Source organism: Promicromonospora sp. NPDC060271, assembly GCF_042726755.1.
GTDB lineage: Bacteria > Actinomycetota > Actinomycetes > Actinomycetales > Cellulomonadaceae > Promicromonospora.
In genome coordinates this window covers 1-12,564 of sequence record NZ_JBHXBG010000156.1, presented here as the reverse complement: position 1 = coordinate 12,564, position 12,564 = coordinate 1, and the positions used below count along the sequence as shown (strand labels likewise).

Here is a 12,564-nt window from a genome sequence, read left to right as displayed (position 1 = left end):
GCACATCGAAGTGCAGATCGTCGCCACCGGCGGCACAGCGCTGGCACTGGGTCAATCAACCGACCGATCTCAGGGCAACCGACCGAACTCACTTCACGCCGCGTGCAAGTGACCGATCTCGCGGCACACAACGTGCACGGCGAGCTTCAGACGCGGGACACCAGGCCCGGGTCGGATCGGCCCGCCCGAGCCCGCGAGGTCTACCGCCCACGGGCCGCCCGGCGCCTGCGGCGGGCTTCGGCGGCGCGCTCCACGGCGTCGTCGAGCTCGTCCTCGAGGGCCGCCAGGTCGGTGCGCGCCTCGTCGGCCGTCTCTCGAGCGTCGTCGAGGGCCTCGTTCGCCGCGTCCCGCTCGGCGGTGAGCCGCTCCAGCTCGGCGTCGAGACGCTCGACCTCGCCTTCTCCGCGCTCGATCACCGCGTCCGCGGCGCGAAGCCGCTCGCGAATCTCGTCGCGGCGCGCCTCCAGCTCGTCGACCCGAGCGGAGGTCTCCTCGACCTCCTGCTCCGCTGCGACCAGGTCCGCCTCCGCAGGGTCGGTCTTGTCGGCGGCCGGCGTCTCCTTCGGCTCGGACCGCCCAGTCTCGTCCGGCGCCCCGGCAGCCTTCGGCCGTCCAGCTCCTTTCGACGGACCAGCCGCTCTCGACCGTCCCGCCGACCTCGACGGTCCCTCGTCCTCCGGTCCTCCCGCATCCTCCAACGGCCCGCCCTCCGACGGCCCGCCCTCCGACGTCGCGGGACGCAGCTCGACGAGCTCGGCCTCCTCGCCCTCCTCGTCCACGATCCCGAACCCGACGTGCTGCAGTGCCCGGGAGAGGCGTCCCGCACGGACCACCGCCGCGGCGTCCGGATCCATGACGGCAGCGGTCAGCGTCTCGGTCATCCGGTCGAGCACGGCGGCCGATACGGACCGTCCGCCCACCTCGCCCGCCTCGCGGACGGCCCGGACCAGTGCGTCGGTGCGCTCACGCCGCAGGTGGTCCAGCGCCCGGATGCGGGCACGGTCCCGGTCCTGCGTAGCGGCACGCAGCTCGTCGCCGAGCTCCCCGAGCGCCCCGATCTCGTCAGGGTGCTCCCGCGCGACCTGGTTGATCACCCACGCGGCGACCGACGGTTTCCGCAGTCGCTTGACCCGCGCGGCGCCCAGGCGGTCGCCGCTGTCCGTCGCCTGGCGGACGGCGGCGTCGCGCGCGGCGACGAACTCGTCGAGAGGCCGCGCGTAGAGGGCGTCGACGGCGGTGTCGAGATCGAACTGATCGTCCGCTGGCACACGTCTACGGTGGCACGACGACGGACGACGCGCGCGACCGCCACGCCCATCCGGCGCGGACCCCGCGCGCCCCGCCCCCTACAACGTCGGCACCAGCACCGTCATCAGCTCTCCCGACCCGAGGTGCACCAGCGCCTTGCCGGGAGCGACCTGGGTCGACACCGCGGAACGCGGCAGGCTCGCGCCCACCAGGTCGCCGTCGAACCGGTCCTGCGGGCTGAGCAGCGCGCCTCGCCGGCTCTTCTTGACGTCGACCTGCCAGCCGGAGAAGCCGCCCGCCACCTCGGACGCGTCGCCGCCGAGGATCAGGCCGCGCCGGTTGTCCGCGGCCGTCCGCAGGTAGGCCCGGAGCCACGTCTTCGCGGGCGCGTCGGCCACGAGCTCGCCGTCGTCCACGACCAGCACCACCGGGGAACCGTCCGGGTCGAGGTGCGGGGCGAGGTCCTCCTCCGTGACCTCCGCGCCGGTGAGCACGGCGCGCACGCCGTCCCGGCCCTCGAAGTCGCGCAGGACGCTCGGCCGTGGCGCGAGGATCACCACCTGGGTACCGCCGCGCAGCAGCGACTCGGTCATGACCGCGAGCATCGTGGACCGACCCGACTTGGACGGACCGCCCACGAGGAACGCCGGTGCGTCCCCGGCCAGGTCCATGCCGAACGCCGTCAGGTCGTCGCCGCCGACGCCGAGCAGCGCCCACATCGGCTGGGCCGCCTCCGGGCCGACGTACTGGTAGGCCGCGTCCACGGTGATCGTCGAGGGCAGGTCGTCCACGCGGAACGGCCCCGTCCCCGGCGCGACCTGCGAGCGCTCCCGGATCTCTGCCGCCATGCGGCGGGCGGCGCCCGTCTGGGCGCGGCCCGACGGGTCGTCGCCGAGGATCGCCACCTGCACCTCGAGCCCGCTGCCCGACCGGAACGCCCGCCCGGGCAGGATCTCCTCGGGCAGCTTCTTGTGGTTGATGCCGACCATCCCGTAGTCGAACCGGTCGGTCAGCCGCAGCACGAGGGAGTCGTCGGTCAGCACGCTCATCCGGCTGGAGAGCAGGCTGCGGTCGCCGGCGACCAGGAGGTGGATGCCCGCGCTCGCGCCGTCGCGCAGCAGCTCCTGGACGATCTCGACGAGCTTGCCGCTGTCGATCTCGCCGTAGGTGCTCATGAAGCTCTCCCAGCGGTCGATCAGCACGAGCACGCGGGGCAGCGCGGTCCCCGGGTCGGCGAGCTCACGCTGTTCCGTGACGCTGGCGAAGTTGCCTGCCGCGAGCACCTGCTGGCGGCGCCCCAGCTCGGCCTGCAGGCGCGTGAGCAGCCGCTTGGCCCGCTCGGCCTGCCCGCGCTGCACGACGGCGCCCGTGTGCGGCAGCTCGTTCAGGACCGTCAGCGCGCCGTTGCCGCAGTCGAGCGCGTACAGGTGCAGGTCGGCGACGGACATGCCCTGCGCGGCGGCGAACGCCATGGTGCGCAGCGTCGTCGAACGGCCGCTGCCCGGGGCGCCGATCACGTACCGGTGCCCGAAGTCGTCGAGGTCGATCAGGGCGGGACCCTGGCGCTGGTCCGCCGGTGAGTCCTCGAGCGCCCACGCGAACTGCGAGGACGCCGTCGGCTGAACGAGCGTGTCGAGGGACAGCAGGTCCGGGAGCGCAGGCAGCCACGGCCGGCGCGGCGCCGGCCACCCGCCCAGCCTGGCGGTCTCGCGCAGGGTCTCGACGAGTGCGGCGAGGTCGGTCTCGACGTTCTCCTGCCGCTTCACGCGGGGTCGGCTCGGCGGCGGGGCACCGAGGTCGGCCACCGACACGCGCGCGACGAACGGGGCCTCGACCTGCCCGAGGTCGGACAGCGACAGCCGCCGTCCGCCCACGCGGGCGGACTGGAAGGGGATCAGCGACGTGCTCCCGAGCCGGGCGTAGGCCCGGCCGGGCTGCGACTTGGCGATGTCCGCCGCCTCGTTCGCGTCGATGACGTCCTTGGACTCGCTCTTGTCGGTCATGCGCAGGGCGATGCGCAGGTTCGTGTTGGCGCGGATCTCCGGGGAGATGACGCCGGACGGGCGCTGCGTGGCCAGGATCAGGTGGATGCCGAGCGAGCGGCCGCGCTGGGCGATGTTGACCAGGCCGGTGACGAAGTCGGGCAGCTCGCGCACCATGGACGCGAACTCGTCGATGACGATCATCAGGCGCGGCAGGGTGGGTCCGACGTAGCCCCGCCCCTGGGCGTCGAGGTAGTCCTCCAGGTCTTTGGCCCCGGCGGCGGCCAGCACGTGCTCCCGGAAGGTGAGCTCGGCGCGCAGCGAGTCGAGCGCTCGTTCCACGAGGTGGGAGTCGAGGTCCGTGACCATGCCGACCGTGTGCGGAAGCTGCTCGCACTGGCTGAACGCGGCGCCGCCCTTGTAGTCGACGAGCACGAAGTTCATGGTCTCGGGCGTGTTCACCACGGCGAGCGACGCGACGACGGTCTGCAGGAACTCAGACTTGCCCGAACCGGTGGTGCCGCCCACCAGGGCGTGCGGCCCGTCGCGCACCATGTCGAGCGTGAACGGCCCGTCGAGCGACACGCCGACGACGGCGCCGGTGCTTCCCTTGCCACCGCTGTCGATCATGCGCCACCGGGCCACCATCTGCTCGGCGTCGACCTCCTCGATGCCGAGCACCTCGACGAGGCGCGCCGAGTCGGGGATGAGCCCCTCGCCCTCGGTGGCCGTCACGTCGTGCACCGCTGCGACGGCGCGGGCGACGGGCTCGTACCAGTCGTCCTGGACCTCGTCGACCAGCACGGACCGCAGGTCGTCGGCGTCCTGCCTGCGCAGCGTCATGCCGCCGTCCACGCGCGCGAGCGCCACGACCGTGCACTCCTCCGGCAGGAGCTGCTCGTCGCCGTCCAGGCAGACGACGCTCACGCCGACGCCGGGCCCGTCGCGCAGGATGGAGACGACGCCGGGCAGCGCGCGCAGCCGGCGGGCGCCGTCGAGCACCACGACCACCTGCGGGCCGGACATGACCTTGTTGCTCGACCCCTCCATGGCGGCGCGGCGCTGCGTGATCAGCGAGTTCACCTCGGCGACGCGGGCCGACAGCGTGTCAGTGGTGGTCCCGATCAGGGCAACGGCCTCCTGGCCGAACGACGGGCGCACGTGCGGCAGCCAGGCCGCCCACGCCCAGTCCCGCACGTGCTCGGAGCTGGTCAGCACGTAGACCTGGACGTCGCGCGGGCTCTGCAGCACACCGAGCTGGCCCACCATCCAGCGTGCCCGACGGCGCGGCCAGTCCCCCGGGCCGGCCAGGCCGACCACCCCTGCCTCCTTCAGCGGCACCGTGACCGGCACGGAGCGCACGGTCGCGCGGGTCCTGCGGCGGTGCTCGGGCTCGGCGCTGTCCTCGACCTCGACCCGGCTGGTCGCGTCCGCGAGCCCGAGCCGCACCGTGAGGTGGTCCCCGTCGGTGCTGCGACGCTCCCAGAGCCTGCGCGTCGGCGTGGTCGCGATGAGACGCAGCTCGGCGGCGCCCGGGCTGGAGACCCGCCGCCGGTGCTGCTCGCGGCGGACGGCGTCCAGCACCTCCTCCTCCAGGGCCGCGCGCTCCTCCGCGTGCTGCTTGAGGCGCTCCTTGTGCGTGATCACGCCGTTGCGCTTGGACATCCACCAGTTGCCCCAGCCCATCAGCGGCGAGGCCAGCGCGAACATGAGGTAGAAGGGCGACCGGAACACGATCGCCATCACGATGCCCAGCACGGCGGGCATGGCCATGCCGAGCCACGGCAGCGGGTTCCGCGCGGGCGCGGTCGGCTCGGCGGGCAGGCGGAAGTGCGTGGCGGGCATGGGCGGCAGCAGCCGCGGCGGCCGGTTGTAGTCCAGGTGGCCCGGCTCCTTGGCGGGACGCAGGTCGGCGTCGGGCCGCGTGGCCGGCTGGACCGTCAGCACGCTCGGGTCGATCCGGAGCTGCGTACCGGCCGCCCACGGCGCCTCGTCCTCACCCAGCGGCTCGTCCAGCCGGTCCAGGTGGAGCACGTGGGCGGCGGACCGCGGGTCCGGCAGACGGCGCACGCGCACCCCGCCGTCCAGCGCGACGACGACCACCACCGCGGGCCGCCCGCCCTCGCGCGGCTCGTCCACCCGGACCCGACCGTCCGGTCCCACCTGCAGCACCGACTCGCCGACGCCGAGCCGGACCACCGAGCCGGCGCCCGCACCACCCGTGACGCACAGGTCGACCGGACCGCCGAGGACACCGCTGTGCCGGTCCGGCTCACCGAACGTGACGACGGCGCCGTCCCGGATGCCCGACGCCGCGACGAGCACCCCGGCGGCCGGGCCGCCGCCGCCCGGCACCGTACCGTCCGACCCCGGACCGTCCTGTACCGAACCGTCCGGCACGCCGCCGTCCCACACGCGCCGGCCGTCGACGTACATCGTGCTGCCCCTCGGCGCACCGACCTCGGCGGCCAGGCGCTCGGCCAGGTCCGCGGTGCTGGTGCGTTCGTCCAGGTCGAGGGACAGGAGCGCCTCACGCGCCCCGTGCCGCGCGGTGATCAGTGCCCGCATGTCATTCGCCTCCCCGCCGCACGGCGGTCTGCTCGTCGAAGCGCACGTCGGGCAGGAACCCGCTGCGCAACCAGCCGTCGTCGCCGGCGGTGAACCGCCACCTCGCCGACGGGGACTGGCCCAGCACGATCACCACCCAGGTGAAGTCCGGGCTCGCGAACCGGGCCGCGAGCATGTCCTGCTGCGCGGGGGACGGCGCCTGCGACAGCACCAGCACCCCGCCGTCGCCCACCTCCAGCTCCGGCAGCACCTGCTCGATCCCGGCCAGGTGCTCGACCTGCTCGGGCTGCGGCAAACCGTTGCCGACCATCACGACGCGCGGTTCGTTCGACCACGGGTTGCCGGTCAGCTCGCCGAGCCACCGGCGCAGCACCTCGTGCCGCACCCGGGTGGGGCCGTCCAGGCTGATCACACCCCTCGCGACCGAGAAGTTCACGAGCACCCGGCCCGTCTCCCCCATCCCCAGGTTCACCAGCCGGGCGAACCGCGCCGTCGAACCCTCCGACGCCGCGCCCGACTGGAGCTTCGCCAGCGGCGCGGACCAGCTCTGCCCGTCCTCGCTCACGGTCCACGGCTGCGGGGCGGGCGACGCCGGGTTGGTCAGCCGGAGCCGCAGCGAGCTGCCCTCGATGAACACGCCGGTCGTGCCTGGCACCTCCAGCCCGTCGCGCTCGCAGGCCGCCATCAGCACCCGCAGCGCCCGGTCGACGGTCCATGCGGCCGACGTGTCGGTGCGCAGCAGGCTGTCGTCGAACGGTTCGTGCCGCCTGCGCCGCCGCACGAGCCAGACCACGAGGCCGGCCAGCGGGCCGAGCACCAGCACGGCCGTCCCGGCCCAGGCGATCGTGGGCCACGGGACGGAGCTGCTCGCCGCCTCGGCGTCCGACACGTCGACGGGGCTCGGCGACGCCTCGGGCGTGGCCGACGGCGACGGCGAGGCCGGCTCGTAGCCCGGGAGCGGACCGAACCGCAGCCCCTTGCCCGTGGCGTCCTTGGGCATCTTGAGCACCCAGCCGGGCTTCGGCTTCCTCGGGTCGGTCATGTACTCGCCGTCGGGCTGCCGGTGCCCCTCGGTCAGCTCGGCGATCTCGGGCCACCGGTCGCGGTCCCCGAGGAACCGCTCGGAGATGTCGTTGAGCTTCTCGACGCTCCCGTCCGGCTCCGTCCCGATGACGTAGTACAGGACGGATCCCGGCGGCCCGCTGCGGCTCGGCACGGGCGACGCCTCGGGCGACGCGCTCGGCGACGCCTCGGGCGTGGCGCTCGGCCGCGCACTCGCCTCGGCACTCGGCTCCGGCTTCGGGCTCGCCGGCTGTGCCGGGGCCGCCGCCTTCTTCTCGGGCTCGCCGTAGATGCGCAGCTCCCAGATCGAGTTGCCTGCCGTACCGCTCCGCTGGGTGGAGTACATCTGCACGTACCGGCCCTCGCCAAGGATGTCGTGCACGTCCTGGCCGCCGTCGCCCGCCCCGAACCAGTGCGTCTCCCACGTCTCGCCGTCGTCGGAGAGCTGGATCGAGTAGCCGGTCGAGTGCGAGACCTCCCAGTCGATCTCGACCCGGTGGACGACGGTGGACCGGCCCAGGTCGATCCGCAGCCACTGCGGGTCGCTGAAGCCGCTGGACCAGCGGGTCTCCGGATTACCGTCCACCGCGTTGCGCGCGAGGAACTCGGGCTTCTCGAGCGAGGACGCCACGGCGGGCCTGCCCTGCGAGACCAGGACCACCTCCTCGGCCGCCCGGGCCGGAAGGACGGGCACCGTCGCCAGGGCCGACGCCGCGAGCGCCGTCAGCACCACGGTCGTCGCGGCACGTGCCGTTCTGGTACCTCGGCGGTCACTCACCGGCCCGCCTCACAGCCGTCTGCTCGGTGTAGCGGACGTCGGGGAGGAACCCGCTGCGCAGCCAGCCGTCGTCGCCGGCCCGGATGCGCCACTTGGCCGAGCTCGACTCGCCGAGCACGATCACGACCCAGGTGAAGCGCGGGTCGGCGAACCGGGCCGCCAGGAGGTCCTGCTGCGTGACGGACGGCGCCTGCGACAGCACCAGCACGCCGCCGTCACCGACGCCGAGCTCCGGGATCACCTGCTCGATCGCCGACAGGTACTCGGCCTGCTCCGCCTGCGGCAGGCCGTTGCCGACCATCACCACGCGGGGATCGTTCGACCACGGGTTGCCCGTCAGCTCACCCAGCCAGCGGCGCAGCACCTCGTGCCGCGCCCGGGTGGGGCCGTCCAGGCTGATCACGCCCCTGGCCCGGACGAAGTCGACGAGGACCCGGCCGGTCTCCGCCATGCCGAGGGTGACCAGCCGCGCGAACTGCGCCGTCGAGGCCTCGCTGGCGGGCGCCGACTGCAGCCGGGCGAGCGGTGCGGTCCAGCTCTGGCCGTCGTCGTTCGCCACCCACGGGTCCGGCGCCGGGGAGGCCGGGCTCGCCAGCCGCAGCCGCATGGCGCCGCCCTCGATGAACACGCCGGTCACGCCGGGCACCTCGATGCCCTCCCGCTCGCACGAGGCGAGCAGCACGCGCAGCGCCCGGTCCACCATCCACGACGCCGACGTGTCGGTACGCAGCAGGCTGTCGTCGAACGGTTCCTCGCGGCCGCGCAGCCGCCGGGCCACGAGCACGACGCCGAACCCGACGGCGCCCACCAGCGCGAGGACCCCGAGGCCGATCAGGACGAGCACCACCCAGGACGGGCTCGCGGCGGCCTGCGCCCCCGCGGCCGCGCCTGCGGCAGTGCTCGACGCCGAGGCGCTCGGCTCGGCGGTGGGTCCGGGGAGCGGGCCGTGCTGCACCGCCTTGCCCTTGGCGTCCTCGGGAAGCTGGAGCACCCAGCCCACCTCGATCTGGTCCCGGTCGGTGAGCACGCCGCCGTCCGGCTGGACGCGCCCCTTGTTCAGCTTGAAGATCTCCCGTGCCCGCTCGCCGTCGCCCAGGAACCGCTCGGCGATCAGGTACAGGTACTCGGTCTCGCCCTTCCGCGTCTTGCCGACCACGTAGTAGGGCACCGACGGCGCGGCCGAGCCGTCCGACGACGGGTCCGCCGACGACCCGCCACCCGCCGGTCCGGCCGGCAGCACGCCGACCTCGATGCCCTCGCCCTCTGCGTCGTCCGGCAGCTGCATCACCCAGCCCGGGAGCACGGCGGCCGGGTCGGTCAGGGTGCCGCCGTCGGGCTGGACGCGGCCCTTGTTCAGCTCGAAGATCTCCGTGTACCGGTTGCCGTCGCCCAGGTACCGCTGGGCGATCTGGAAGAGGAACTCCGGCTCCCCGTCCGGGCTGGACTTCATGACGTAGTACTTGACCTGCTCGCCCTTGCTCTCGTCCGCGGCACTCTCGTCCGCGGCGAGGCCGGTACCCCCGACGACCTGGCGGGCGGCGGGCGGTGCGGCTGTCGCGGCGGGTACCGCGACGGCGGTCAGGAACAGGGCGGCGGCAGCGAGTGCCGCGGCGGCGCGATGGGCGTAATGCACGGTTGCTCCGTCTTCAGGTGTGTCGCGTCAGTCAGTTGGTTCGTGCGGCGGGGTTCATGCGGCGGGGTTCGTGCGGCAGGGCTCGCGCGGCAGGCGCGCGCGTAGGTCGGACCGGGCTCAGGCCGAGCCAGGGACGCTCCGCTCCGGCAGGTTCAGGGGGTTCGCGCCGGGACCGGCCCACCGGAAGGTGGACATCACGGCGTCGAAGAAGAACACCATCGCCTCGGCCAGCCGCTCGGTGTTCTCGCTGTTCCAGATCGTGGTGAAGGACAGCACCAGCCACTCGCCGTCGGTCTCGTCACGCGAGATCGCGTACAGCACCTGCCGGGTCGACAGCTCCAGGTCGTCGCGCTTGACGCCGTGCTCGGTGTGCACCACGCGGATGCCGGGGCGGCCGTCGATCTCGACGAGCTCGCTCTCCTCGTACCCGTCGCTGAGAATGCTGGTCACGATCCGCGCGGGATCGGTGCCGACGTCGCTGACCGTCTCGATCTCCGCGATCGAGCCGGGGACGATCACGCCCTCCATGGGCTCGGTCGGCAGGTAGACCGCCCCCGTGCCGGCGTCGCGCGCCTGGCCGAGGGTCTTGTGCAGCTCGTCGCGGAGCATGTGCCGGAACGGCTCGACCTTGTCGCGAGGCATGGTGTCCGGCAGCGCCCGCGCGACGACCTGCTCGATCGCCTCGTCCAGCTCTCGCTGGCGACCCTCGCCCGTCGGGAACCGGGCCCACCCCGGCGGCAGGAGCATGACCCAGGCATCGGTCGGCTTGCCGGCCTGCTCGGCCGGACCTGCCGGGTGGCCGCTCGCCGGGTGGTCGCCGGCGGTGTGGCCGCTCGCGGGGTGGTCGCTCACAGTGGGCTCCGGATGATCTTGACGGCGGGAAGCAGGTCGACGATCACGTCGAGGATCGTGGGGACGAGGACGAGGTCCTGGCTGCGCCAGACCAGGGCCGTGTCCACCACGCCGTCCGGGAACTCTGTGCGCCGGCCGACCGCCACGCTCACCCAGGCGCCGCCCGTCGCCTCGTCGATGTCCACCCGGGTGACCTTGATGCCGTCGCCGTCGGGCAGGTCGGGATACTCGATGACGGGCGGGCTCACCGGGTTGCCCCCCTTGGCCCCCAGCACCGTCAGGAACACGTCGTCCGACTCGTCCGGGTCGCCCATGCCGACGGTGACCAGCACGGGCACCGGGCCGCGGTCCAGCAGGCCGACACCGGCCATGGCCCGTGCGCCCTCGGTCGCCGCCTCGTCCGCGAACGTCACCAGGCTCCCGACGGTCTGCGCGAGCGAGCCGCGCACCATCGCGACCTGGCCGGCATCGGGGCCGGACCCGTCCGGACCCGTCGCCTCCTCCGGGAGGAACGACCCCAGCAGGGCCTCGACGACCTCGCTCTCCCACGCCCGCACCGCCTCGGCCGGCTCGGTGGCGGTGGAGGGCACCACGAGCCAGCCGTCCGGTGGCTCGATGGTCCAGGTCCAGCTCGGTCTCGTCGTCGCACGCAATGGATCGGCTCCCGGCTCAGGTCGTGAGGTGGTTGTACTCGTAGTCGGTCGGCGCGCTCCAGTCGCCCCTGCGGTCCTCGCCGGGGAAGCTCGTCGGCGGCACAGCCCCCCAGAGGCCGCTGATCAGGCCCGACAGCATGGCGCCGGGACCGGCGACATAGACCCAGGGCTTGATGGTGAAGTTGGCGCCCCAGAGCCCGAGGAGGCTGAGCTCCCTGAGCCCGCCGAGACCGAGGGCCCCGCTCAGCGACCAGGTCTTGATCGGTGCCACGATCGACGCCCAGCCGGGGAGCTTCGACGTGATCATGATCGAGATCTTGTGGATCGCCAGAGGCTTGATGATCAGGCCGCCCGCGGTGCCGATGAACGAGCCCGCGCCGCCCTTGCCTGCGAGCACGGCACCCTGCGCCGCCTTGATGGACGCCCCGATCGACTTCGCCACCACCATCCCCACCCCGGCGGCCGCGACGCCGATGACGCCGAGGATGACGCCCATCCAGCTCGCCTCGCCCTGGGCGGCGAGCACTATCGAGGCGACCAGGCTCACGACCCCGACGATCAGGCCGGCCAGCGCGAGAGCTCCGACCCCTGGTAGGAGGATGGCCAGCACCGCCAGGGCCATCCCTATGTAGCCGAGGATCTCGACCAGCCCCTTGAGGAACTTGTTGAACCCGTGCACGAAGGCCTCCCAGCCACTGTGCTTGAGCCCGTCGTCGCCCCAGTTCTCCCTGATCTTGGCCGCCGCTCGCTCGGCGGCGGCGTCGAGCGCCGACATCGCCGCCACGGCGATGGCCTTGGCCGCCGCGAGCTCGCCCTTGGCGCCCTCGATCTTGCTCGCCCGGTTCTGGGAGGCCTGCTTCTCCTCCTCGGTGAGCGGCGGCGCGTCGTCCGGCCGGTTCGCGTTCACCGGGTCCGGCATGCCCTCGGCGCCCTTCTGGGCGGCGGCCGCGTCCTCGGCCTTCGCCAGGGCCTTGCCCGTCTCCGAGCGCGCGGTCTCCAGCTCCGGCCGGTACGCCTCCAGCGCGGCCCGCACGTCGTCGTAGCGACCCGCGGCGGCCGCCAGGTGCTCGTGGCTCTCCTCGGCCCGCCCGCGCATCGCATCGGCCGACTCGCCCTTGAGCAGGGTCTCGTCGCCGTCGCCGATCTTCTTGAGGAGCGCCGCCTGCGTGGTCATCATCTCGGCGATCTCTTTGTAGTGCTTGATCACCGCGTCCAGACCGGACGCCTCGGCCGGCACAGGGTCGTCGTCGTAGTCCAGCAGGTGCCATTCACCCACGCGGGCGGCGCTCATCGAGTCTTCCTTCTGTCCACTTGAGGCTCTACTCGCTCTCGAGCGACTTCGCCAGCTCGATCTCGGTGTCGTTCCAGGTCTCGGCGGCCTTCTCCATCTTGCTCTGGAGGTCCTTGAGGTTTTCCTGGAGCTTCTCTCGCTTGACCCACCAGCTGTCGACGAAGTCGCCCATGGCGTTCTTCACCGTGCGGTGGCCCCAGATGTCGCCGCCGTCCCACAGCTCCTTCATGTTCTCGAGCTCGTCGACGACGGACTTGAGCTGCGTGGCCGCGTCGTCGACCGCGATCGAGGTGACTACCAGGTCAGGCACGGGACTACTTGTTCAGCGCGTTGGCGAGCTCTTCATCGGTCTTGCGGAGCGCCTCGGCGGCCTGCTTCAGGTACTCGCCGATGCCCGTGAGGCCCTCCATGACCTGCTTGCCACCCTTGTCGAGCTCCTTGTACGACTCGTCGAACCGCTTGGAGGACTTGTCCGTCACGTAGCCGTCCTGCACCAG

At 73.0% G+C, this 12,564-nt stretch carries 9 protein-coding genes; all 9 read right to left on the bottom strand.

The features are described 5' to 3' along the window. Positions 1 to 200 precede the first annotated feature (200 nt). Positions 201 to 1,268, bottom strand: coding sequence for a hypothetical protein (locus ACFWE2_RS20215; protein WP_377226002.1), 1,068 nt, complete (start codon positions 1,266 to 1,268; stop codon positions 201 to 203). Between the two features lie 78 nt (positions 1,269 to 1,346). Further along, positions 1,347 to 5,798, bottom strand: a complete 4,452-nt coding sequence (locus tag ACFWE2_RS20210; RefSeq protein WP_377226001.1) for an FtsK/SpoIIIE domain-containing protein — start codon at positions 5,796 to 5,798, stop codon at positions 1,347 to 1,349. Position 5,799: 1 nt separating this feature from the next. Continuing rightward, a complete protein-coding gene (locus tag ACFWE2_RS20205; RefSeq protein ID WP_377226000.1) occupies positions 5,800 to 7,638 on the bottom strand; it encodes a discoidin domain-containing protein in 1,839 nt (612 codons plus the stop codon). Further along, on the bottom strand, positions 7,631 to 9,271 hold the full coding sequence (locus ACFWE2_RS20200) for a LysM peptidoglycan-binding domain-containing protein (RefSeq protein ID WP_377225999.1): 1,641 nt from the start codon (positions 9,269 to 9,271) through the stop codon (positions 7,631 to 7,633). The genes ACFWE2_RS20205 and ACFWE2_RS20200 overlap by 8 nt, the downstream gene beginning before the upstream one ends. 117 nt (positions 9,272 to 9,388) lie before the next feature. Next, positions 9,389 to 10,123 (bottom strand): hypothetical protein, encoded by a 735-nt coding sequence (locus ACFWE2_RS20195; RefSeq protein ID WP_377225998.1) that lies wholly within the window; start codon positions 10,121 to 10,123, stop codon positions 9,389 to 9,391. Continuing rightward, on the bottom strand, positions 10,120 to 10,776 hold the full coding sequence (locus tag ACFWE2_RS20190; protein WP_377225997.1) for a hypothetical protein: 657 nt from the start codon (positions 10,774 to 10,776) through the stop codon (positions 10,120 to 10,122). The genes ACFWE2_RS20195 and ACFWE2_RS20190 overlap by 4 nt, the downstream gene beginning before the upstream one ends. Before the next feature lie 16 nt (positions 10,777 to 10,792). Next, entirely contained in the window at positions 10,793 to 12,067 is a 1,275-nt protein-coding gene (locus ACFWE2_RS20185) for a hypothetical protein (RefSeq protein ID WP_377225996.1), read from the bottom strand. Positions 12,068 to 12,095: 28 nt separating this feature from the next. After that, entirely contained in the window at positions 12,096 to 12,377 is a 282-nt protein-coding gene (locus ACFWE2_RS20180; protein ID WP_377225995.1) for a hypothetical protein, read from the bottom strand. A gap of 4 nt (positions 12,378 to 12,381) precedes the next feature. Next, positions 12,382 to 12,564 (bottom strand): WXG100 family type VII secretion target (locus tag ACFWE2_RS20175; RefSeq protein WP_377225994.1); only part of this gene is annotated, 183 nt, incomplete at its 5' end.

What these genes read in the sequence shown, in the direction of transcription:
- ACFWE2_RS20210 (WP_377226001.1), bottom strand. Translation starts at nt 5,798, where the DNA reads ATGCGGGCACTGATCACCGCGCGGCACGGGGCGCGTGAGGCGCTCCTG.
- ACFWE2_RS20185 (WP_377225996.1), bottom strand. Translation starts at nt 12,067, where the DNA reads ATGAGCGCCGCCCGCGTGGGTGAATGGCACCTGCTGGACTACGACGAC.